This is a genomic window from Sphingosinicella sp. YJ22 (assembly GCF_011320075.1).
Lineage (GTDB): Bacteria > Pseudomonadota > Alphaproteobacteria > Sphingomonadales > Sphingomonadaceae > Allosphingosinicella.
In genome coordinates this window covers 1-21,344 of sequence record NZ_JAANPA010000014.1, presented here as the reverse complement: position 1 = coordinate 21,344, position 21,344 = coordinate 1, and the positions used below count along the sequence as shown (strand labels likewise).

General features: G+C 68.6%; 25 protein-coding genes, 1 tRNA gene and 2 pseudogenes. 9 read left to right on the top strand and 19 right to left on the bottom strand.

Annotation, left to right across the window (positions count from 1 at the left end):
- The first annotated feature begins 111 nt into the window (after window positions 1-111).
- Both recR and def read left to right on the top strand, forming a co-directional pair.
- On the top strand, window positions 112-708 hold the full coding sequence (gene recR, locus G7B71_RS06910) for a recombination mediator RecR (RefSeq protein ID WP_166039260.1): 597 nt from the start codon (window positions 112-114) through the stop codon (window positions 706-708).
- Between the two features lie 89 nt (window positions 709-797).
- On the top strand, window positions 798-1,337 hold the full coding sequence (def, locus tag G7B71_RS06905; RefSeq protein WP_166039258.1) for a peptide deformylase: 540 nt from the start codon (window positions 798-800) through the stop codon (window positions 1,335-1,337).
- A 51-nt stretch (window positions 1,338-1,388) separates the two neighbouring features.
- On the opposite strand, the gene G7B71_RS06900 is transcribed toward def, so the two are convergent.
- Entirely contained in the window at window positions 1,389-2,156 is a 768-nt protein-coding gene (locus tag G7B71_RS06900; RefSeq protein WP_166039256.1) for a hypothetical protein, read from the bottom strand.
- Between the two features lie 646 nt (window positions 2,157-2,802).
- Here G7B71_RS06900 and rmuC point away from each other — a divergent pair.
- Window positions 2,803-4,200, top strand: a complete 1,398-nt coding sequence (rmuC, locus tag G7B71_RS06895) for a DNA recombination protein RmuC (protein ID WP_243406143.1) — start codon at window positions 2,803-2,805, stop codon at window positions 4,198-4,200.
- A gap of 1 nt (window position 4,201) precedes the next feature.
- On the opposite strand, the gene G7B71_RS06890 is transcribed toward rmuC, so the two are convergent.
- The 9 genes from G7B71_RS06890 to G7B71_RS06850 form a co-directional block, all read right to left on the bottom strand.
- The gene (locus G7B71_RS06890; protein ID WP_166039252.1) at window positions 4,202-4,924 is read right to left on the bottom strand and encodes an META domain-containing protein; all 723 of its coding nucleotides are present in this window, start codon (window positions 4,922-4,924) and stop codon (window positions 4,202-4,204) included.
- A 57-nt stretch (window positions 4,925-4,981) separates the two neighbouring features.
- Window positions 4,982-5,128, bottom strand: coding sequence for a hypothetical protein (locus G7B71_RS06885; protein WP_166039251.1), 147 nt, complete (start codon window positions 5,126-5,128; stop codon window positions 4,982-4,984).
- A gap of 103 nt (window positions 5,129-5,231) precedes the next feature.
- On the bottom strand, window positions 5,232-6,047 hold the full coding sequence (locus tag G7B71_RS06880) for an RNA methyltransferase (protein WP_166039249.1): 816 nt from the start codon (window positions 6,045-6,047) through the stop codon (window positions 5,232-5,234).
- A 10-nt stretch (window positions 6,048-6,057) separates the two neighbouring features.
- Window positions 6,058-6,330 (bottom strand): HPr family phosphocarrier protein, encoded by a 273-nt coding sequence (locus tag G7B71_RS06875; RefSeq protein WP_166039248.1) that lies wholly within the window; start codon window positions 6,328-6,330, stop codon window positions 6,058-6,060.
- Entirely contained in the window at window positions 6,327-6,734 is a 408-nt protein-coding gene (locus G7B71_RS06870) for a PTS sugar transporter subunit IIA (RefSeq protein WP_166039247.1), read from the bottom strand. The genes G7B71_RS06875 and G7B71_RS06870 overlap by 4 nt, the downstream gene beginning before the upstream one ends.
- On the bottom strand, window positions 6,731-7,693 hold the full coding sequence (gene rapZ, locus G7B71_RS06865; RefSeq protein ID WP_243406142.1) for an RNase adapter RapZ: 963 nt from the start codon (window positions 7,691-7,693) through the stop codon (window positions 6,731-6,733). Before rapZ ends, G7B71_RS06870 begins: the two co-directional genes overlap by 4 nt.
- The gene (locus G7B71_RS06860) at window positions 7,681-8,112 is read right to left on the bottom strand and encodes an HPr kinase/phosphatase C-terminal domain-containing protein (protein ID WP_166039246.1); all 432 of its coding nucleotides are present in this window, start codon (window positions 8,110-8,112) and stop codon (window positions 7,681-7,683) included. Before G7B71_RS06860 ends, rapZ begins: the two co-directional genes overlap by 13 nt.
- Window positions 8,109-9,662, bottom strand: a complete 1,554-nt coding sequence (locus G7B71_RS06855; RefSeq protein ID WP_166039245.1) for an ATP-binding protein — start codon at window positions 9,660-9,662, stop codon at window positions 8,109-8,111. The genes G7B71_RS06860 and G7B71_RS06855 overlap by 4 nt, the downstream gene beginning before the upstream one ends.
- The gene (locus tag G7B71_RS06850) at window positions 9,649-10,356 is read right to left on the bottom strand and encodes a response regulator transcription factor (protein WP_166039244.1); all 708 of its coding nucleotides are present in this window, start codon (window positions 10,354-10,356) and stop codon (window positions 9,649-9,651) included. The genes G7B71_RS06855 and G7B71_RS06850 overlap by 14 nt, the downstream gene beginning before the upstream one ends.
- Before the next feature lie 178 nt (window positions 10,357-10,534).
- Here G7B71_RS06850 and G7B71_RS06845 point away from each other — a divergent pair, with 178 nt between their 5' ends.
- The 5 genes from G7B71_RS06845 to G7B71_RS06825 all read left to right on the top strand — a co-directional run bounded on the left by G7B71_RS06845 (window position 10,535) and on the right by G7B71_RS06825 (window position 13,434).
- On the top strand, window positions 10,535-12,166 hold the full coding sequence (locus G7B71_RS06845) for a phosphoenolpyruvate carboxykinase (RefSeq protein WP_166039243.1): 1,632 nt from the start codon (window positions 10,535-10,537) through the stop codon (window positions 12,164-12,166).
- Between the two features lie 94 nt (window positions 12,167-12,260).
- Window positions 12,261-12,740 carry a hypothetical protein gene (locus G7B71_RS06840; protein WP_166039241.1) on the top strand — a complete coding sequence of 160 codons (480 nt, stop codon included), beginning with the start codon at window positions 12,261-12,263 and terminating at the stop codon, window positions 12,738-12,740.
- A gap of 13 nt (window positions 12,741-12,753) precedes the next feature.
- Window positions 12,754-12,972 (top strand): TraY domain-containing protein, encoded by a 219-nt coding sequence (locus G7B71_RS06835; RefSeq protein ID WP_166039239.1) that lies wholly within the window; start codon window positions 12,754-12,756, stop codon window positions 12,970-12,972.
- Window positions 12,956-13,222, top strand: a complete 267-nt coding sequence (locus G7B71_RS06830) for a type II toxin-antitoxin system RelE/ParE family toxin (protein ID WP_166039236.1) — start codon at window positions 12,956-12,958, stop codon at window positions 13,220-13,222. Before G7B71_RS06835 ends, G7B71_RS06830 begins: the two co-directional genes overlap by 17 nt.
- A 65-nt stretch (window positions 13,223-13,287) precedes the next feature.
- Window positions 13,288-13,434, top strand: coding sequence for a hypothetical protein (locus G7B71_RS06825; protein ID WP_166039234.1), 147 nt, complete (start codon window positions 13,288-13,290; stop codon window positions 13,432-13,434).
- Between the two features lie 360 nt (window positions 13,435-13,794).
- Here G7B71_RS06825 and G7B71_RS06820 read toward each other — a convergent pair whose 3' ends face one another.
- The 4 genes from G7B71_RS06820 to G7B71_RS06805 form a co-directional block, all read right to left on the bottom strand.
- A complete protein-coding gene (locus G7B71_RS06820) occupies window positions 13,795-14,232 on the bottom strand; it encodes a hypothetical protein (protein WP_166039232.1) in 438 nt (145 codons plus the stop codon).
- A 30-nt stretch (window positions 14,233-14,262) separates the two neighbouring features.
- A complete protein-coding gene (locus G7B71_RS06815) occupies window positions 14,263-14,619 on the bottom strand; it encodes a hypothetical protein (RefSeq protein WP_166039230.1) in 357 nt (118 codons plus the stop codon).
- Between the two features lie 132 nt (window positions 14,620-14,751).
- Window positions 14,752-16,188 (bottom strand): terminase family protein, encoded by a 1,437-nt coding sequence (locus tag G7B71_RS06810; protein ID WP_166039228.1) that lies wholly within the window; start codon window positions 16,186-16,188, stop codon window positions 14,752-14,754.
- A gap of 21 nt (window positions 16,189-16,209) precedes the next feature.
- Window positions 16,210-16,929: a hypothetical protein gene (locus G7B71_RS06805; protein WP_166039226.1), complete on the bottom strand. Its 720-nt coding sequence runs from the start codon at window positions 16,927-16,929 to the stop codon at window positions 16,210-16,212.
- A gap of 215 nt (window positions 16,930-17,144) precedes the next feature.
- On the opposite strand from G7B71_RS06805, the pseudogene G7B71_RS15645 reads away from it, so the two are divergent.
- Window positions 17,145-17,378: pseudogene (locus G7B71_RS15645) on the top strand (DUF2171 domain-containing protein); the annotation flags it as partial.
- Window positions 17,379-17,593: 215 nt separating this feature from the next.
- On the opposite strand, the gene G7B71_RS06795 reads toward G7B71_RS15645, so the two are convergent.
- The 5 genes and pseudogenes from G7B71_RS06795 to G7B71_RS06775 all read right to left on the bottom strand — a co-directional run.
- Window positions 17,594-18,055: an NfeD family protein gene (locus G7B71_RS06795; protein WP_166039222.1), complete on the bottom strand. Its 462-nt coding sequence runs from the start codon at window positions 18,053-18,055 to the stop codon at window positions 17,594-17,596.
- Complete coding sequence (locus G7B71_RS06790) at window positions 18,052-19,005, bottom strand: SPFH domain-containing protein (RefSeq protein WP_166039220.1); 954 nt, start codon at window positions 19,003-19,005, stop codon at window positions 18,052-18,054. The genes G7B71_RS06795 and G7B71_RS06790 overlap by 4 nt, the downstream gene beginning before the upstream one ends.
- A 116-nt stretch (window positions 19,006-19,121) precedes the next feature.
- Window positions 19,122-19,194: transfer RNA gene (locus G7B71_RS06785), tRNA-Ile, on the bottom strand.
- Window positions 19,195-19,242: 48 nt separating this feature from the next.
- Window positions 19,243-20,910: a HAMP domain-containing sensor histidine kinase gene (locus G7B71_RS06780; protein ID WP_166039218.1), complete on the bottom strand. Its 1,668-nt coding sequence runs from the start codon at window positions 20,908-20,910 to the stop codon at window positions 19,243-19,245.
- Between the two features lie 141 nt (window positions 20,911-21,051).
- Window positions 21,052-21,344: pseudogene (locus tag G7B71_RS06775) on the bottom strand (tetratricopeptide repeat protein); the annotation flags it as partial.

Sequence of the window (21,344 nt, the reverse complement as noted above, 5' to 3'; positions counted from 1 at the left end):
GCCCCTCCACCATCCGCCTTCGCTGCGCTGCGGCGGACGGTCCCCCTCCCCACGAGGCTGCGCCTCGCAGGGAGGATTGCTGGAGCCGCCCCTGCACTCTACCTCCTCCCCATGTCGTCCCCCGAACTCGACGCGCTGACCCAGGCGCTGGCGCGGCTGCCCGGCCTTGGCCCGCGCTCCGCCCGCCGCGCCGTCCTTCATCTCATCAAGAAGCGCGAGACCGCGCTTCGCCCGCTGCTCGCCGCGCTCACCAATGTCGCCGACCGGCTGTCGGTCTGCTCGACCTGCGGCAATGTCGACACGCGCGATCCCTGCGGCGTCTGCTCCGATCCGCGCCGCGACGCCAAATTGCTGTGCGTGGTCGAGGGGGTCTCCGACCTATGGGCGCTTGACCGCTCGCGCCTGTTCCCCGGCCGCTTCCACGTCCTCGGCGGCCGCCTCTCGGCCCTCGAAGGCGTGCGTCCCGAGGACCTCGCCATCGACAGCCTCGTCTCCCGCGTCGCCGCCGGCGGTATCGACGAGGTCGTACTCGCCATGAACGCCACCCTCGAGGGCCAGACCACGGCCCACTATCTTGCCGATCGCTTGGAGCGGATGCCGGTGCGCCTGACCCAGCTGGCCCACGGCCTCCCGGTCGGCGGCGAGCTCGACTATCTCGACGAGGGCACCCTGGCGCAGGCCTTGCGAGCGAGACGGCCGGTTTCGTAGTGATCGCAAAACCCCTCGCTCGTCCCGAGCGAAGGGTTTGAGCCTCGCATTTCCTTGATTCCCGCAGCCCCAAACCTTATTTTCCGCGCATGGCCATCCTCCCCATCGTCGAAGTTCCGGATCCGCGTCTGCGGCAGATTTCCAAGCCTGTTGACCAGGTCGACGACGACCTGCGCCGGCTGATCGACGACATGTTCGAGACGATGTACGCCGCCCCCGGAATCGGCCTCGCCGCAATCCAGGTCGGCGTTCCCAAGCGCGTGCTGGTTATCGACCTCCAGGAGCAGGAGACGGAGGAGGGCGAGCCGGTCCGCGACCCGCGCGTCTTCGTCAATCCCGAGATCCTCTCCACCTCCGACCATGACGTGCCCTATAACGAGGGCTGCCTGTCGGTACCGGAAATGTATGCCGAGGTCGATCGCCCGGACCGAATCCGCGCGCGCTGGCTCGACCGCGACGGCACGCAGCGCGAGGAGGAGATCACCGGCCTGCTCGCCGTATGCCTCCAACACGAGATGGACCATTTGAACGGCATTCTCTTCATCGACCATCTGTCGCGCCTGAAGCGCGAGATGCTCCTGAAGAAGCTCGCCAAGCTGCGCCGCGAGCAGGGCAAGAAGGCCGCCTGAGCCTGCCGACACGAGGCGGCCGGACCATCGGGCCCGACCGCCTCGTCCCCCCTATCCGTAGAAGTCGGTGGTGACACCGGCGAACTGGACGTTGTCGATCGACATCGTGCCGGTGCCGTTGCCCGAGCCGAGCGCGATGCTCCAGCCGAGCACGAGGCTGTCCTCGTTGAACGTGAGCCCACCGACCACGGTGTGGCCGTCGGCGTCCGCCCAATCGCTGAACTCGGTCATGTTGGCGATCTGGTCCCAGTTCTGGCCGTTCGAGCGCTGCCAGGCGACCCAGTCGCCGCCGACCAGATCGGCATGCTGAAGGCTGCCCTGGGTCACCGCGCCGAAGCCCTGATAGGCCCATTCGAACACCAGCTCGCCGCGGTCGTGGGTTGTGGCGAGGTTGCCGTCCGCGTCGATGACCAGCCGGATCACCGGGATGACGTCGCTGCGGTCTGAGCTGTGCACGATATAGTCGAAGTTGAGCGCGTCGAGATCGCCCAGCGTGACCTGCTGATCGCTGTCCAGCACCGTGTGGTAGCGCAGGCGGCCGTTGTTGTTGTCGGTCTCGAGCGTGAGGCCGTCCGCGCCGGTCGAGATCGAGCCCTGGCGCACTTCGGTGATGACGCTGCTGCCGTCGGCCAGCGTGGTCGGCGTGGAGGTCTGGCTCACCGCGGTCGGATTGTCGTGGTCCACGCCGGTGACCCGGATCGTGTAATGGCCGTCGGCCATTTCCTCTTCGGCGCGCTTCTGGTGGCCGACGCCCTTGCCCTTGTGATTCTCGTAGCCGCGGCCCGGGAAATCGACCGCAATCGAACTGCTGATCGGCATGCTGTCCCCCTCTGCTGGCAGGCTTGCCCTGCGGAGCGGCAAGGAGGCTGGGCCTGCCACCCCGCAGAGTCAACCGCGGGTTAACCATAACGGGACGCTCAGGGATCGACGCTATCCACAGGTTTGATCGGTTCACGTCTTGTTCCTGCGCGGGAATGAAGTAGGATTGCGATGCGAGCGCCTGAGCTCGACGATTAAGGGAGGCAGCGCATGGGTCCCTAATCAGCCGATCGAAGCATCCAATCCGCTGTGCTTGTTGCGAGCCCCCGCAGGCGTTTAAGTGAGACCATTGCCCCTGGTTGGCGTGGAGCCTCATCTCATCCCTAGCGGCCTTCACCTCAGGTCCGGCGATCCCCGCAACCTTGCGAGAGTGAGGGAGGCGAGAATGGATGAACCACCAATTTTCCCGCATTTGGACAGGGATTTCTCTTGGCGCGCCGTCGTTCGGGACGCTGACGGCAACCTTGTCCCTTTGTCACCGCCTTACTTTAGTTTGGCGGAGGCTGAGCAAGCGGTGAAGGTGCTCTCCAAACCGAAGGCACCGTAGCCGAGGCTTAATCAGGCGCTTGTGGTGGGGCGGCTCCGGCCGCCCACCTTAGGAAGGGCGGCAATGGAACTACTAGATATTATCGTTGTGGCGGTCGCGATGGCGGCGGGTGTCCTTCTCGGCTGGTGGCTAGGCAGCCGCTCGGCCGTCGCTGCTCAGAAGGAGCGGGACGAGGCGCGGACCGAGCGCGACGCGCTTCGCGCCGAGGGCGAGACTTGGCGCGGCAAGTTCAACGAGGCCGTCGTCAACCTCGCCGCGGAAGCCGAGAAGGTGAAGCGTCTCGGCGATGTCGAGGCGCAGCTTGCCGGCGAGCGCGAGCGCAGCCGCACGCTCGGCGAGCAGGTCGCCGCCTTCCAGCGCGGCGAGGCGGAGCGCCAGCGCGCCCATGACGCCCAGCTCGCCCAGCTCAAGGAGCTGGAGACTAAGGTCGAGGCGCGCTTCGCCGATCTCGCCTCGAAGGCGGTCGACGGCGCCCATGACAAGTTCCTTAAGCAGGCCGCCGAGCGCTTCGGCCATGCCGAGAAGCAGAGCGAGGAGAAATTGAAGGCGCTTCTCCAGCCGGTCGAGACCACTCTGAAGCGCTATGACGAGAAGCTCGACCAGATCGAGAAGTCGCGCAACGCCAGCTATGGCGAGCTCCAGGCCGCGGTGAAGATGCTCCACGAGGGCCACGCCCAGGTCCGCGACGAGACCCGCAACCTCGTCCACGCGCTGCGTGCCAGCCCCAAGGCGCGCGGCCGCTGGGGCGAGCAGAGCCTCAAGAACGTGCTCGAGCAGGCCGGCCTGTCGCCCTTCGCCGATTTCCAGACCGAGGTGTCGGTCGACACCGACGACGGCCGCCTGCGCCCCGACGTGATCGTCCGCCTGCCCGGCGGGCGCAAGCTGATCATCGACGCCAAATGCTCGCTGAACGCCTTCCTCGACGCCAATGAGTCGGCCGACGACGATGCCCGCAAAACGCACCTCAAGGCGCATGCCGCCTCGATCCGCCGCCATGCCGAGCAGCTCGGCTCGAAGAATTACTGGGACCGCTTCGGCGACGCCGCCGACTATGTCGTCATGTACATTCCCGGCGAGCATTTCCTCACCGCGGCGCTCGAGCAGGACGAGCGGCTGTGGGACTGGTCGTTCGAGCGGCGGGTGCTGCTGGCGACGCCGATCAACCTCATCGGCCTCGCCCGCACCATCGCGATGGAGTGGCGCAAGGAGAATCTCGCCGAGCAGGCCGCTGAGATCGCCCGCCTCGGCAAGGAGCTTCATTCCCGCATCGCCACGATGGGCAGCCATGTCGAGAAGGTCGGCCGCAATCTCGGTCTGGCGACCAACGCCTACAATGCCTTCGTCGGAAGCCTCGAGAGCCAGGTGATGAGCCAGGCCAAGCGGTTCGAGGCCCTCGAGGTCGCGAGCGGCGCCAAGGAGATCGAGCCGCTGCCGGTGGTCGAGGTCAGCCCGCGCCCGCTCACCAAGCTGGCCGAGCTTCCGCCCGCGGCCGAATAGCCTAGATCGACCGCCTTAGCCGGATCTCGCCGCCGGCGACCCCGCGCATGATCAGCGTGTCGCCGTCGGGATAATAGAGCCGCACCCGCCCCGCGAGGAGCCGCGCCACGGCCTGCTCATGTGCCATCCGAGCACCGGGGCAGGCCATCCGGGTCATCGCCAGCGGCCCGGCCTGGAAGCCGTCGCTGCTCACCCGATAGGAACCGCCGAAGCGGTTGCAGCCGGCGCGGCCGCTCAGCCGGTTCGCCTCGAACTGAATCTCGTAGCCGTCCTCGCGCGACACGTCGGCGCCGTCGATCGCGACGATCCGCCAGCTCGTGTCGTCAAGCGTCGCCGGCGGCAGGATCGCGCCGCCGCAGCCGCGCAGCTCGCGGCCGTCGGCAAGGACCAGCACGGTGTCGGCATAGACGCGGTCGCTCATCCCGTCGCTGCAGCGGCCGTGCGTGATGTCGATCGTCAGGCGCTGGCTAACGTAGCGCCGCCCGTTGAAGCTCGGCCGCGGCTCGGGCGTGGGCACGTTAATCACCCGCTGCTCCGCATCCTGGTAGACCATCCGTCCGTCCACGATGGTGACGTTCCAGAAAGGCTCGGTGCCGAGCGCTCGGTAGGTGGTTCGGTCAGGGGCTGCGGGAACCGCGGGTGCGACGGGGCTATCGATGATCGGCGCGGTGCAGGCCGCAAGCGGGGCGAGTGCGCAAAGAGCGAGGAGCGGATGATGTTTCACATCCGGTCCAATGAGGGCTGTCAGATGAAGTTCTGCTGACCGGCAGCGGCGCGAAGCTCAGTTGGCGAGCTTGAGGGCCTGGCCTTGCGCCGGCGCCGGCTTCTCGGCCGCGGCCGCGCTTGGGGCGCTCGCGGTCAGTGCCGGATAGGCGCTCGCCGCCATCACCGCGAGCATGATCCATGCCGGCCATTTCGGCATGGTCACCTTGGTTGAACCGTCCCCGTCCATCACGCCCCCGAAGTCCCCGATCGCCGGCGGAGTTCCCGCGCCAGCACATTGATCCACAAGAGCTTTACAGGGGGTTACGTCAATCTGGGGATTTCCCGGTGTGGCGCCGCTGGTTGATCACCTCATAGGCCATCACCGCGGTCGCCACCGCGGCGTTGAGGCTGTCCGCCTTGCCCAGCATCGGCATTTTGACGAGCAGGTCGCACTCCTGCTCATAGGCCTCGGGAAGCCCTGCCTGTTCGTTGCCGACGAGGATGAAGGTCGGCGCCGGATAGCGCGGCTCCTGATAATCGTGGGTCGCCTTAAGGCTGGTGCCGACCAGCGTGCCCGGCCCCTCGCGAAGCCAGCGCACGAAGTCCGGCCAGGGCGCCGCCGCGACCTTCTGGGTGAAGATCGCCCCCATCGACGCCCGCACCGCCTCGACCGAGAAGGGATCGGCGCAGTCGTCAATCAGGATCAGCCCGCCCGCGCCGACCGCATCACCCGTGCGCAGGATGGTGCCGATATTGCCGGGGTCGCGCAGCGCCTGGGCGACGACCCACAACGGTGCCGCGCCGCGGTCGAGATCCGTTAGCCTGCCCCCGAACATTCGGTAGGCGCCGATCACGGTCTGCGGATTGTCCTTGGCGGTGATCTTGCCGATGATCTCGGCATTGGTCTCGACGACGTCGCCGCCGGCCGCCGCGGTCGCCTCGATCAGCGCGTCGAGAAGCGGGTGGCGATGCCCGCTCGCGAACAGCAGCACCTCCGGAAGCCGGCCGGCCTCGCGCGCTTCCGTCAGGATGCGAAGCCCCTCGGCGAGGAAAAGCCCCTCGGCGCGCCTGTTCTTTTTCTCGCGAAGGCCGCGGACCTGCTTGATCAGCGGGTTTGAGAAAGCGGTGATCTGGCGGGTCATGCGCGCCCGCTCATTCCTCGCCGAAGCGGGCCTCGACCAGCTCGGCGAGCGCGTCGAGCGCCGCCTCGGCGCCGTCGCCCGCCGCGCTGATCACGATCGTGTCGCCCTTGGCGGCGCCCAGCATCATCAGGCCCATGATCGAGGTGCCGCACACTTTCGACCCGTCCTTCTCGACCTCGATCTGGGCGGGTAGCGAGGCGGCCAGGGTCACGAACTTGGCGCTCGCCCGCGCGTGCAGGCCGCGCTTGTTGGTGACCGCGACGGTCCGCGAGGCCGAGCTCAACCCGCCGTCTCCCCGAGCACCTCGGAAGCGACGGAGATATATTTGCGGCCCGCCTCGCGCGCTGCGGCGACGGCGGCGCGGACGTCCATCGTCTTGCGCGCACCTTCGAGGCGGATCAGCATCGGCAGGTTGACGCCGGCGATCACCTCGATCTCGGCCGACTTCATCAGCGAGATGGCGAGGTTCGACGGGGTCCCCCCGAACAGGTCGGTGAGGATGACGACTCCGTTGCCCTCGTTGACCGCGGCGATCGCCTTGGCGATGTCGTCGCGGCGAGCCTCCATGTCGTCCTCGGGACCGATGCAGACCGGCAGGATTCGTTCCTGCGGCCCCACCACATGCTCCATGGCGACGATGAACTCGCGGGCAAGCTGCCCATGCGTCACCAGAACCAGACCAATCATTCACTCACCTTGGACAGTTCGGCGGCTCGCCCCCGGGCCGCCATCTCGGTCTCGCCGCCGCCCTCCAGCTGGTCGCGGGGCGGGAGCGCGAGATCACGATGTTCGACCGTGGGCGAAAAACCCGCCTCGCGCAACCGTGCGGCGACCCGTTCGGCGACATGGACCGAGCGGTGTCTCCCTCCGGTGCAGCCGAAAGCCACCGTCACGTAGGATTTTCCTTCCGCCCGGTAGCGCGGCAGCAGGGTGACGAGCAGGTCCTCGATCTTCGCGAGCGCGGAGTCGTAGGCCTCGTCGGCCGCGACATAGTCGCGGACAGCGGCGTCGGTGCCGGTCAGCGGCCTCAGCGCCTCGTCCCAATGCGGGTTCCTGAGGAAGCGCATGTCGAACACGAGGTCGGCGTTGCGCGGCACGCTGCGCGCGAAGCCGAACGATACCACCGACAGATGCGGAATGTCGCCGCCGCCGGCGAAGCGGGTGCGGATCGCCTGGCGCAGAGCGTTCGAGTCGGTGTCGGTCGTGTCGATGACATGATCGGCCCAGCGTCGGAGCGGCGCCATCAGCTCGCGCTCCTCGGCGATGCCGTCGGTCGCGGGGCGGTCCGGAGCCAGCGGATGGCGGCGGCGCGTCTCCGAATAGCGGCGCAGCAGCTCGGTTCCGGCGCAGTCGAGATAGAGCAGCTCGACCGGGTAGCGGTCGTCGCTGGCGAGCTTCTTGACCTGCCGCACGATCCGCTCGGCGTCGAAACCGCGGGTGCGGGTGTCGAGACCGATCGCCAGCGGCCTCTGCTCGCCGCCGCCCGATCCCGGCGGCGTCGCGAGCAGGTGATTGAGCAGTGACAGGGGCAGGTTGTCGACGACTTCCCAGCCCACGTCCTCGAGGGTCCGAAGCACGGTCGACTTGCCGGCGCCGGACAGGCCGGTGACGAGCAGGAGGCGCTGAGGATGGGCTAGGGCGGGCAAGAGGAGCCGAGTCCGTGAAGGAGGAGCGCTTTCTCTACCTTGATGGGTGCCGACGGCTCAAGGCCGTGCAGGGTTATTACGGGGATGGCGACTCCGGCGATGTCACGGGTGCCCGGTTCCGGCAAGCGGTCCGGATCGTGGTCGAGATCGACGATCAGTGCGGCGGGCACGCCGCTGTCATGCGCCAGGTCGATGATGCCGACACCCCGAAGCTCCATCTTGCCGGCGATCGTCGCCGGCGGGGACGTGACAAGGGCGCCGCCCCGCGCCGCGACGATCGTGTAGTCGTCGCTGACGAGCGTGGCGCCGCGGTCGATCAGGCGCAGCGCGAGGTCGGATTTGCCCGCGCCCGAGCGGCCGAAGATCAGCACCGCCCGCCCGCCGATCGAAACGCAAGTCGCGTGAACCGTCTCGCTCATGATTGCCCCACCGGTATGCGCAGCTGGAACCAGGCGCCGGGCCGTCCGTCGGGACGGTCGCCGACTTCGATGCTGCCGCCATGGCCCTGGGCGATCGCCTTGGCGATGGCGAGGCCGAGGCCGGAATGGCGGCCGAAATCCTCGTCCGGGCGGACGCTGTGGAAGCGGCCGAAGATCGCCTCGCGCTGGTCGGCGGGCACGCCCGGTCCCTCGTCCTCGACGCTGACCAGCATGTCGTGCTGCTGGCGCAGGATGCGGATCGTCACCAGGCCGCCGGAGGGCGAGAAGGACAGGGCGTTGTCGACGAGGTTGTCGATGAGCCGGGCGAGGCGCGATTCATCCCCCATGACCACCGCGCTGCCGCCCTGCGGGCGGGCGAAGGCGACTCGCTGCCCGTCCTGCGCGCGCTGTTCCCAGCCGGGCAGCATGACGTCGATCAGCGCGCCGAGATCGACCGGCTCGAAGCGCGCGCGTGACAGCTCCGCGTCGACCCGCGAGGTGTCTGCGATGTCGACGACGAGCCGGTCGAGCCGGTTGACGTCCTGGCGGACGATGTCGAGCAATTGCGCCTGGAGTGCCGGGTCCTGCGTCCGTTCCAGGCTGTCGACGGCCGAGCGAAGCGAAGCGAGGGGGTTCTTGAGTTCATGGGTGACGTCGGCCGCGAACGCCTCGGTGGCGTCGATGCGGTGACGCAAGGATTGCGTCATGTCGTGGAGCGCTCGGGCGAGCAGGCCGATCTCGTCGCGCCGCTCGGGAAGTCGCGGCACGTCGACCTCGCGCGAGCGGCCGAGCCGGACCCGGTGCGCGGCCAGCGCCAGCCGCCGCAGCGGGCCCGCCACCGTTCGGGCGAGGAAGCGGGACAGAAGCACCGATACGGTAATCGTCGCGACCAGGATGATGACGAGGGTCAGCCGCTCGGCGCGAACCACCCGGCGGATCTCGGTGGCATTGTCGCTGAGAAGCAGCACCGCCCGCCCGTCGCTTTCGATCGGCGCGGCCGCGGTGACGAAGGCGGTGCCTTCCGGCGCGCGGCGAAGCGCCGTCGTCGTGGTCGTCCGGTCGTGGGCTTCCATCGCTTCCGGCCAGCTCTGCAGGCGGTCGTCCTCCGGCAGCTCGAGCAAGGGCGGCTGCGGAGCGCCGACGATCGCGTCGAAGCCGTTGTCGAGAGCGCGCGCGAACCAGCGCGGCCACGGCTCGTCGGCGGGGTCGGGAAGCTGGTAGGTCGGCTCGGCGTCAGACCAGCTATCGGCCTGCTTGGTTCCGTCCGGGCTGTAGATGCGCAGCCGGGCGCCGCTATCGCGGCCGAGGCGGACCAGCAGGGGCTGGTGGAGGGGATCGGGCACCTGGCTCAGCGAGCGGGCGATCATCGTCACTTCGGTCGCGGCCTGCTCGACGCGCGCCTGGGTGAGACGGCTGCGGAAGCTGTCGAGATAGAGGATCGATCCGGCGAGGATCGCGATGGCGAAGATGTTGACCGCGAGGATTCGGTGGCGGAGCGAGACCCGCCGGGTCCAGTTGACCGAGAGCTCCTGCGGGTCACTCCTCGGCAAAGCGATACCCGATGCCGTAGAGCGTCTCGATCGCCTTGAATTCGGAATCGACGACTCGGAACTTGCGGCGCATCCGCTTGATGTGGCTGTCGATGGTGCGGTCGTCGACATAGATGTCGTCCTGATAGGCGACGTCCATCAGCTGGTTGCGGTTCTTCACCACGCCCGGCCGCTGCGCAAGCGCTTCCAGGATCAGGAACTCGGTGACGGTGAGGGCGACTTCCTTGCCGTCCCAGCGCACGCGGTGGCGGGCCGGATCCATGCTTAGGCGCCCGCGCTCGATCTCGCTCGCCTCGGCCTCCGCGCCGCTGCCCTCGGGCTGAGCGCGCATCTCGGTCCGTCGCAGCACCGCGCGGATTCGGGCGATCAAAAGCCGCTGAGAGAAGGGCTTGGCGATATAGTCGTCGGCGCCCATGGCGAGGCCGAGGGCCTCGTCGAGCTCGTCGTCCTTGGAGGTGAGGAAGATGACGGGAATCGCGCTCTTCTCGCGCAGGCGACGGAGCAATTCCATGCCGTCCATCCGCGGCATCTTCACGTCGAGCACGGCGAGATCGGGCGGATTGTCGCTGAGCGCCTTCAGCGCGCTCTCGCCGTCGCTGTAGAGGCGCGTGACGAACCCTTCCGACTGCAGGGCCACCGACAGCGAGGTGAGGATGTTGCGGTCGTCGTCGACGAGCGCGATCGTGATCGCCATGCGCGAAACCAGGCCCTTCGTTCCGGAACGGGCGGGTTTAGCGGTGGCGTAGGCCCAAGGCTACCCGTCCTGCCAGCCTTTGACGGATCGGCCCCCTTTCGATATGGGGCCGGGCCATGAACGAGCGGGGCAAAACCATGGCCCAACGCTCGCATTGGCTATTGCAGGGAGTATCCAGGTGATCGACCGCGTGCCCGCTTACGGGCTTTCCAACCAGGGCATCGAGACCGGCGCCAAGCTCAATTGGAATTTCGGTCCGGCCGCGCTCGTCGAGCAGGCGGTGAGCCGCGGCGAGGGCATCCTCGCCAAGGACGGCCCGCTCGTCGTCAAGACCGGCAAGCACACCGGCCGCTCGGCCAAGGACAAGTTCATCGTCCGCGACTCCGAGACCGAGAGCACCATCTGGTGGGACAATAACGCGTCGATGACGCCGGCCCATTTCGCCGCGCTCAAGCAGGATTTCCTCGCCGCCGTCGCTGACAAGAGCGAGCTGTTCGTCGCCGACCTGTTCGGCGGCTCGCAGCCCGAGCACCGGGTCCGGGTGCGCGTGATCAACGAGCTCGCCTGGCACAATCTGTTCATCCGCACCCTGCTGGTCCGCCCGCAGCCGGAGGACCTCGCCGAGTTCGTGCCCGAGTTCACGATCATCGACCTGCCGAGCTTCAAGGCCGACCCGGCCCGTCACGGCACCCGCGGCGAGACCGTGATCGCGGTCAACCTCACCGACAAGCTGATCCTGATCGGCGGCACCGCTTATGCCGGCGAGATGAAGAAGTCGGTGTTCGGAATCCTCAACTACCTGCTCCCGGTCGAGGGCGTGATGCCGATGCACTGCTCGGCCAATATCGGCCCGAACGGCGACACCGCGGTCTTCTTCGGCCTGTCCGGCACCGGCAAGACCACCCTGTCCGCCGACGCCAGCCGCACCCTGATCGGCGACGACGAGCATGGCTGGTCGGATACCGCCGTCTTCAACTTCGAGGGTGGGTGTTACGCCAAGATGATCCGTCTCTCGCCCGAGGCGGAGCCGGAGATTTTCGCGACCACCAAGCGGTTCGGCACGGTGCTCGAGAACGTGGTCATCGACCCGGTCACCCGCGAGCTCGACCTCGACGACAACAGCCTCGCCGAGAACACCCGCGGCGCCTATCCGATCGACTTCATCCCGAACGCCAGCGCCGAGAATATGGGCCCGGTGCCGAAGAACATCGTGTTCCTGACCGCCGACGCGTTCGGCGTCCTCCCCCCGATCGCCCGCCTCACCCCCGACCAGGCGATGTACCACTTCCTGTCGGGCTACACCGCCAAGGTCGCCGGCACCGAGATCGGCGTCACCGAGCCGGAAGCGACCTTCTCGACCTGCTTCGGCGCCCCGTTCATGCCGCGCCACCCGACCGTCTACGGCAACCTCCTCAAGGAGCGCATCGCCAAGGGCGGCGTGACCTGCTGGCTGGTCAACACCGGCTGGACCGGCGGCAAGTACGGAGTCGGCAGCCGCATGCCGATCAAGGCGACCCGCGCGCTGCTCAACGCCGCGCTCGACGGAAGCCTCAACAACGCCGAGTTCCGCAAGGATCCCAATTTCGGCTTCGAGGTGCCGGTCGCGGTCCCGGGCGTCGATTCGAAGATCCTCAACCCGCGCGACACCTGGGCGGACAAGGCCGATTACGACGCCACCGCCGACAAGCTGGTGACCCTGTTCAACGACAATTTCGCCAAGTTCCTGGCCCATGTCGACGACGGCGTCCGTGCCTCGGCGCCCGGCGCCCGGCAGGTTCAAGTCGCCCGCCCGGAGGTGACCGCCGCCTGACGCGAACCTCCCCTCCCGCAGGCGGGAGGGGAGCATTTACAGGGAGCGTGTCGGCGAGGGCCGGCGCGCTCCCTTTCTTTTTGGGGAGACACGCATGACGACCGAACACGAGCCGCGCCTGTTCGCGGACGATGCGAGCATCCGCCGGGTGGGCGAGGGCATGATCGCCTGTACCCTGGCCAAGGCGGAATGGACCCACGAGGCCCATCTCGCGACCTGCGCCTGGCTGATCCTCGAGCGCCCGGACATCGCCCCCGAGCGCGACCTGCCGACCCTCATCCGCCGCTACAATGAGAGCGTCGGCGGCGTGAACAGCGACAGCGAAGGCTATCACGAGACGATCACCCAGGTTTACATCGCGGGCGTCCGCGCCGCCCTGGCGCGAAGCGCGGGCAGGGGCCTCGCCGACCGGGTCAACGCGCTCCTGAGCGAGCCCGAAGGCCGCCGCGACTGGCCGCTTCGCTTCTACAGCCGCGACCTCCTCTTTTCGCCGCAGGCGCGGCTGGGCTGGGTCGAGCCGGATCTTGCGCGTCTGGCGCCTTGCCGTGACTCACCCAATGATATACATGTATAGCAGGAGACGCGCCATGCTTGCGGTACGACTTGACGAGGCAACCGAGAGACGGCTGGAAGTGCTGGCCGCGAGGACCGGACGCACCAAGACCTTCTACGCGCGCGAGGCGATCGAGACCCATCTCGACGATCTGGAGGATTTCTACCTGGCCGAGGAGCGGATGCGCGGTTTCCGTGAGGGGGACGCCATCCCGCTGGAGCAGCTGAAGACCGAGCTTGGCCTGGACGATTGAATTTCACCCGGACGCCGCCAAGGAGCTGAAAAAGCTCGACCGCGCGGTTGCGGCACGCATCGTCAGGACGCTCGAGACGCGCATCGCCCCGCTCGACGATCCGCGCAGCCTCGGCGCGGCGCTCAAGGGAGAGCATGGCGGCTTCTGGCGCTGGCGTATCGGCGACTACCGCGTGGTGGCGCGGATCGAGGATTCACGCATCACCATCCTGGTCGTGCGGGTGGCCCATCGCCGGGACGTCTATCGTTAGGCTGTCCTGGTCCTTGCGCCGAGCCGTATTATTCCTATAATACACCTTCACGAAAGGAAGGTGTCATGCTCGACAATCCCGTGGCGAAACGAACGGCGATCGCGGCCGGGATCGGCGCCCTGATCGCGATCCCGCTGCCCTTCGTGGGCCCGATCGTCGGCGCCGTGGTCGGCGGCGCCTACGGCTTCGCGACCGCGAACCGGCGGGGGTGAGGCGCTAACCCTCGACGTCTGCTCGGGGTGGAAATCCGCCAACCCCGCGGGGGCTGGAGTCTGCTTCTGGCCGGAAGCGGACGGAACCGTGAGTCCGATGATGTAGCTACACACCGGGAACCTAGAGATGGTTAACGGGTTGTGCCGGCACCCGGTTTTCATCCTCTTTCACCGGGCTCCGACGACGAGACGGGCGCTCAATTCTTTCCCTGGTTGAGCGCCCTTTTTCTCGCGTGCTGCTTTGAGACCCTTCTCGATCAGACGATGTCCGGTTTCTATCGCTGCGCCCACCGAGGCGGCGAGCAATGCTGGCTAATAGGCGTCCGTCCTGCCGCCCGAAAACGGCAGGACGGATCAGGATCAGGGCGTCAAAGTGACCGTCGCTACCTCACAAAGGTTCACGCCGCGCATGTCGCCGGTATCGCCGTCATCGTAGGTGACGCGGATGTCCCAGAGGCACTGGTCGCTTCCACGCTGGAAAGTGACCTCGGCCGTTTCACCATTGGCGAGCGTATCGGTGCCAAGAATGTCCGGGCCCCACTCGTTCTCGTTGGAGGGCGAGACGTTCAGGGTCATCACGACATGACCGGTATTGTTGACCACCGAGAAATCCTGCTGGGCAGCGCCGCCCTGGAGAGCGCCATCGGCTGCCTCGCCGCTGGCGTTGCTGGAAGTCCCGCCAGCGGGCGCGGACTGATTGGCGGCCGCTCCGGTGTTCCGGTCGGCGCCGTCCTGACCACAGGACGCGAGTGTCATGGACGCGGCCAGCATGGCCCCAGCGTACAAAATCGATTTCATGCTCTTCCCCCTCTTTAGATGCTGTTCTGGTTATTGTGCCGCGGCACCCGAATTGGTCACGACAAGACGCGAAACCACGCACACGTTGACTCGGCGGGTAATGTGCTCGCGCCCGTTCGCCATCACGACCTTGAAGTCGTAATTGCATTCAGTGGTGCCGTTATCGATGTTCGCGGTCACGCTGGCACCGGCGGCGACGGTGCCCTGGCCGAGAAGATCCTCCTCCCAATTGTTGCTCGTGACCGGGGAGGCGTACAGATAGTGGATCGCCTGATCGCTGCGGTTCTGGACCTGCACGCGTCGATCATTCTCATCCGCGGCAGCCGCGGAGGCGCTGATCGAGATCAGGGCTGCCGCGCAGGCGGCAAGCGCAAAGACTTTTTTCATGGAATCCCCCGGTGTGCGCGAAAGGAACTCCGCGCAGGCTTCCGCACGTAGACTACCCCATCCCCCGAGTATAGCTGCAACGCCATTGGAGAATGTCCGCGATGGGTCAAAAGCGGACGTTGAGCGAACTGCCTACAACGCCCGAACACTCGGCCTTCCGCGCTCCTTGTCGAACAGCTCGGTCATCGCCCACACCATCGCGTCGGCGCGGTCGGGGCTGCCGGCGGCCTGGTAGCCGTTCCAGGTGAGGGCGCAGAGCTGGTCCTCGAGCTCGGGGAAGCGGCCGGCGAGGCGGGCGCGGCCGGTCTCGAAGCGAAGCGCGATCGGCTCGGCGCGGGCGGCCTTGCTCTTGGTCGCGGCGACGAGGCGGACGGGAAGGTCGGCGTCGACCGCGCGAAGCACGCTGGCGATCATGTCGCCGCCCTGGTTCTTCTCGGCGACCACCCGGCCCGCGCCATATTGCGCCGCCGCCTCGGCGACCCGCCGCGCCCACGCCTCGGGCGACAGGCCGCCGGCGCTGAGATCGGCGAGCACCCAGGCGACGCCGTCCGCGTCCCGGCCGCACACCACGATCCCGCAGCTATCGCCGCCGGTCGAGGCCGGAGGATCGAGCCCGATGACGACCCGCCGAAAATCCTCCCCGGAACGGGGAGGGGGACCGCGACGCGAAGCGTCGTGGTGGAGGGGGCCCTCCGTCAGCGCGAGTCCCGGGGCCCCCTCCGTCTCGGCTTCGCCGAGCCACCTCCCCGCTCCGGGGAGGATCCCACGCGCCTTGTCGATCAGGGTGCGGCTCCACAGGGCGCGTTCGTGGTCCTCGAGGAGCTCGCCCTCCAGCTCCTGCCGGCCGAGGCGGGTGCCGCCGTACATCGCCGTCACCGCGTCGCGGAAGTCGGCCGGCAAATGGGGGTTGTCGGCGGTGCGGCCTTCGGTCCGCGCGGTGAAATCGAGCGCGAGGATCCGCTTCAAGAGCGCCGCCGGCTTGGGCGTCGTGGTGACGATGGTGCGCGGGCGCTCGCCGAGCCTGAGGCCGAGCATGAGATTGTCCCAGGTCGCGTCGGCGTTCGGCCATTTGGCGAGCTCGTCGCACCAGGCATGGTGGTGCTGCGGCCCGCGCAGCTTGTCCGGCACCTCGGCCGAGAAGGCATGGCCTTCCGCGCCGGTCGGGAATTCCAGCACTCGGCGGCTGGCGATCCAGCGCGGGCGCTCGTCGCAGCGGGCGAGCGCGAGCAGGCCGCTCTCGCCGCGGATCATCACCCGCTCGACCTCGTCCAGGGTCGCGGCGACGAGGGCGATGCGCGCCGCCTCATTCTCCCGAGCGCGCGCCCACACCCATTCGGCGCCGGCCCGGGTCTTGCCGAAGCCGCGCCCGGCGACGATCGCCCACACCCGCCAGGGATCGCCGTTCGGCCCGCAGTCGGGCTCGGCCTGGCCGCCATGCGCCTGCCACCACCATTCCTCCAGGATCGCCCGCTGCGCCGGATCGGGCAGCGCCATCCACACCTTTCGCCGCTGCTCCGGCGGCAGCGCGCGAAGGTCGATCAATATGGCGAGCAGCTCGGCGCGGTTCATGTCAGGGCCTCACGCGCTTCTTCATTCCACGGGCTCCGAAGGCGGCGGGAGGCGGCGGGCGCCGAGGGCGCGGAGCTTCTTGTCGAGCAGGGCCATCGACTCCTCGAAGGTCCAGCGCTTGAGCGCGCCCTGGCCGCGCTGGCGCATGCCGATGCGGCCGTCGCGCCGCTCCAGCCGCGCAAGCAGCTGGATCACCCGCTCGAACTCCTTGGCGCCTTCGCCGATCGGCTGCGGCTCGAACGGCGCCCGCCGAAGGGCCTCGAGCCGCTGGCGCACCGCCTCCGCCTCGAGCAGCGCATAGGCGCGGCGAAGCGCGTCCTCATTGCCCTCGGCGAACACCGGGTCGATGCGCAGATGCTTGTACACGGTCGACATGTGAACGCCGGCCGCGTCGGCGGAGGCCTGGAGGTCGGCGGTGCCGGCGAAATGGTCGAGATAGACCTGCTTGCGGCTGTCGGTGAAGCGGATGCCGCGCGCCCGCCGCCGCTGAAGCATCCGCCTGTTGTTGCTCTCGATCGGGTCGCCCTCGGCCTCCCGCGCGAGCGACGCCGCCCGCTGCGCCTCGCGCTGGTCGCGGGCCGACAGGTCGATCGCCCAGATCCAGGCGAGCCGGAACACGGCGTCGCGCTTGCGTAGGTAATAGAAGGCCTCCGCGGTGAAGCCCTGCGCCGCCGCCGCCTCGTCCCGCGCCGTCCCGTTCCTCAGCGCGGCGACGAAGCCCGCCTTTGCCGCCTCGTCCACCCGCCGCCGCTGCGGCCGCCCCGAATCAGTCCCGCCCATCCGGCAGTATAGAACATAAACGGTACGCTGTAGGAAAGTTGTTTTTACCGGATAGGTTACGCGCGCCGCTTGGCCGCGGCCGACCGGGCGTGCCGGCTTTCGGGCCGGCGCATGCATCCATGACGGCCGCGGCACGTTCTACCGGCAAACCCAACCAGGATGGAGGAGCAAAGCAGATGGCCGATCTCAGCAAGGTTCGCGAGCATATGGAGATCATCGGCGCCGACGGAGTCCATGTCGGCACCGTCGACAAGGTCGATGGAGACCGGATCAAGCTGATCAAGCTCGACAGCGGCTCGCACAGCCACCACCACCATTATATTTCCGGCGGCCTCGTCGCGGCGGTCGAGAACGACAAGGTGCGGCTGACCGCCAATGCCGACGCCGCGATCCTGCTCGAGGAGGAGAAGGGCGGCGGAGCGATCATGGATTCGGGCGGGATGTGGAAGAAGGCGGCGATCGGCGCGGTCGTCATCGGCGCAGCGGCCGCGGCCGGAGCGGTGATCTACAACCGCCGCAAGGGCAGCGCGACCGACGCGCGCGGCGGCGAGACCGAGGTCGACGTCGTGTTCGAGCCGGAGAACCGTCCGACCGCCGCGGCGACCCCGCAGCCGGCGACCACCGCCTAGCCCTCGTCCAGCGCCGGCAGCGGCGTCACCTTGAGGCAATTGCCGTCGGCGCCGTGGATCCGAACCCGGCTGCCGGCGGCGACGTCCGGGCCGCGCGCCGACCACACGCTGTCGCCGACGCGGACCCGGCCCTCGCCATTCTCGATGGCGACGACGACCGTGACGACCTGGCCGATGAGCTGGGCGGTGCGGTCGTTGAGCAGCGGGTCGCCGCCGCCGGCCCGCGCCGCGCGCTCGTAATGGCGGCGGCCGACGATCACCGACAGGATCGAGAACAGGCCGAACAGGACGAGCTGGAAGGGCAGGCCGATCGGCAGCAGGAAGGCGGTGATCCCGGTCAGCAGGGCGGCGCCGGCCACCCAGATCAGAAAGAAGCCGGGGGTGACCAGCTCGATCGCCGCCAGCGCCGCGGCGGCGACCAGCCAGAGCCAGGCGGCGTCGACCTCGCCGAGGTTCATCTCTGCTCCGGCATCGCGACGATTCCGACCGGCCGCGAGCCGGCCTTGTCGAGCGCCTCCCTGGCGATCTCGCCGATCCCGCCGAGCGTTCCGATCAGCTGGGTCGCCTCGACCGGGAACAGGATGGTCTTGGCGTTGGGCGACGTCGCGAACTGGCCGACCGCCTCGACATATTTCTGGGCGATGAAATAGTTGATCGCCTGGGCGTTGCCGCCGGCGATGGCGTCGCTGACCACCTGGGTCGCCTTGGCCTCGGCCTCGGCCTCGCGCTCGCGCGCCTCGGCGTCGCGATAGGCGGCCTCGCGGCGGCCCTCGGCCTCGAGGATCCGCGACTGCTTCTCGCCCTCGGCCTTGAGGATGGCGGCGGCGCGCAGGCCCTCGGCCTCGAGGATCGCGGCGCGCTTCTCGCGCTCGGCCTTCATCTGCCGCGCCATCGAGTTGACGATGTCGGTCGGCGGGCGGATGTCCTTGATCTCGATGCGGGTGATCTTGACCCCCCACGGAGTCGTCGCGTGGTCGATCACGTCGAGCAGCCGGGCGTTGATCTCGTCGCGCTTGGACAATGTCTCGTCGAGGTCCATCGACCCCATCACCGTGCGCAAATTGGTGGTCACCAGGTTGAGGATCGCCACATACAGATCCGAAACCTCATAAGCCGCCTTCGCGGCATCCAGAACCTGGAAGAACACCACCCCATCCGTCGAAACCATCGCGTTGTCCTTGGTGATGATCTCCTGGCCGGGGATGTCGAGGACCTGCTCCATCATGTTGATTCGGCGGCCGACGCGGTAGAAGACCGCGGGGTAGAAATTGAGGCCGGGGCGGGCGACCGCGGTGAAGCGGCCGAAATGCTCGATCGTGTAGTGATAGCCTTGGCGGACGATCTTGACGCTCATGGCGAGGTACAGAAGCACCGTCGCGACCACCGCCATCAACACAGCCTCGATCATCGCCGCCGCTCCCGGGTCTAGAGGAATGTCGGCGACATCATGCGGCTAAGCGCCCGCGCTTCCAAGCGGAATCGCCGCGCGCTGGGTTGGCCGGGCGGCGGCGCGCAGCGGGGGCGTGGGCCCGGAGGGATTCGAACCCCCAACCTAGCCGTTATGAGCGGCCAGCTCTAACCGTTGAGCTACAGGCCCCGCCGTCCTCAGCGATAGCGAAGCGGTGGACGGCGCGCCAGTGGGCGGTCAGGCTTCGGCCCCGGCGCCGCTGCTGCCGCTGGCCGGCGCCTCGTGGGCGGCGACCGGCAGATAGAGCCTGAACCGCTCCTCGCCGATCTCAAGCGCGCCTCCGGAGGCCTCGGCGAGCTTGCGGACGAGACGAAGCGCGAAGCCGAGCCCGAGCGACGGCGCTCCGGGCCAGTCGCCGTCCGGGCTGTAGCCGGGATGGAGCAAGGCCATCTCGTCCAGCCCGTGGATGGCCAAGGGCCGGTCGATGGCGAGGCACAGCATGGCGTCGCGCCCGCGCCGGCCCAGAGTGAAATCGCCATGGATGGTCTCGCCCTCGCCGGCGAGGCCGATGGTGGCGGCGAGCATTCGCGACAGCATGCGCTCGGCGGCGGCGGGCTCGAGGGCTGCGGGCGGCAGGTCGTTGTCGATGCGGATCGCGACGGCGGCGCGGTGCTGGGCGGCGTCCTGCTCGTAGGCCTCGTGGAGGCGGGCGAGGAGAGCGGCGGCATCGACCTCGCTCTGCCCCGGAGCGGGGCGGGCGGTCTCGATCCGCGCGGCGGTATCGAGGTCGTCGACCGCGCCCAGCAGGCGCCGCGCCTGATCGACGATCTCGCCCGCGCGGCCGCGATATTGCGAGCCGGCCGGGCCCATATACTGGCCCTCGATCAGCTCGGCGAAGCCGATGATCGCGTTCAAGGGGGTCTTCAGCTCGTGGACGAGCTGGCGAAGCGCTTCGGCCGGCAGGTTGCTTCCGAACAGGCCGGACTCGTCCGGAACGGCGGCGACCTCGCCGAGGCGCGGGCGGCGCGCGGTGCCGCGATAGCCGAGGAAATTGCCGCGATGGACGTCGAAATAGGGAACGCCCGAGATCCGCCAGTCGCCCGAGGCGGCGCCATAGCCGGCGACGTTGAAGCGGGCATCGCGGAACGGCGCGCGCTTGTGGAAGGCGCCGGCGGCCTGGCCGTCGACGCCGTAATGGCCGTGCTCGCCGATTGTCGCGATGCTCTGGCCGACGAGCGGCCCGCGCGGCGCGCCGTCGACCCACATGATCACGCCCTCGGGACCGGTTTCCCAGCGGAACTCCTCGGCCGTCTCGGCGGACTCGGGGACCGCGCTGTCGCGATTGCGCTGGAAGGCCTCGATCCGTTCGACCAGCTCCCAGATCTGGCTGCGCTCCTCGGGCGGCGCGGACTCCGCGTCTTCATCGGTCAGCGTCGCCGAGGCTTGCTCCGCCGCGGCGACGCCGTCGGATTCGAGCACGAAATCGGTGCTTCCGAACGAGGCGAGCGCCTGCCGCACATCCTGAGGGAGGTCGCGGCGGTGGCGCAGGACCGCCCGCCCGGTCGGCGACAGGCCGGGCAGCAGGTCGATCCACTCGCGACCCGTGAGCCGGGCGCTGCGCAGCAGCGGGGTCGCCACCACGGGCTGATCCTCGGCGAAGAATGCGACCAGTTCCGGCGCGACGCGCAGGCCGACGAGCGCGACGGCGGTCCGCTCCCGCATCTGGAGCGGAATCTCGGCGCGATGGGAGCGCAGGAACGCATAGGCCGCCGCCACCTCCGGGCCGTCCGCCGCCTGGCGACGCTGAGCGAGCAGGTCGACGAGCTGGCGCCATTGCGCGGCGCGCTCGTCCGGGCGCCCGGAAGGACGCTCCAGCACCGTCGCAATCATGTCGTCGAAACGCACGCGCGGTCAGCCCTTGAGGAAGGCGCACATCGCCATTCGGACGAGGCTAGCCCGCCATCGTCGCGCGTCCAAGCGCCGAGTGCCGCCGCGCACCGTTTCGGGACGGCATTTGCCGCGATTGTTGGGGAAAAGTTCGCGCGGTCAGCCGGCGACAGGCGCCGCGGGGCGCTGGGCGAGCCAGACCAGCCACAGCCGCGCCAGCTCGGCGCGTTGCCCGCCGACCGCCTGAAGCGCCACCTGCGCCTCCGCCGTCTGTCCGGCAAGCGCCAGCGCCTCGCCGAGCCTCAGGTTGACGAGATCGGCATCCTCGCCGGTCTTGGTCAGCGCGAGGCGGTAGAGCTCGGCCGCCTCGGCATGCCGGCCCTGGCCGAGCAAGGCGTCGGCCGCGGTGCGCGCGGGGGCGCCTGCCGCGGCGGTGCGGGCGGAGGCGATCC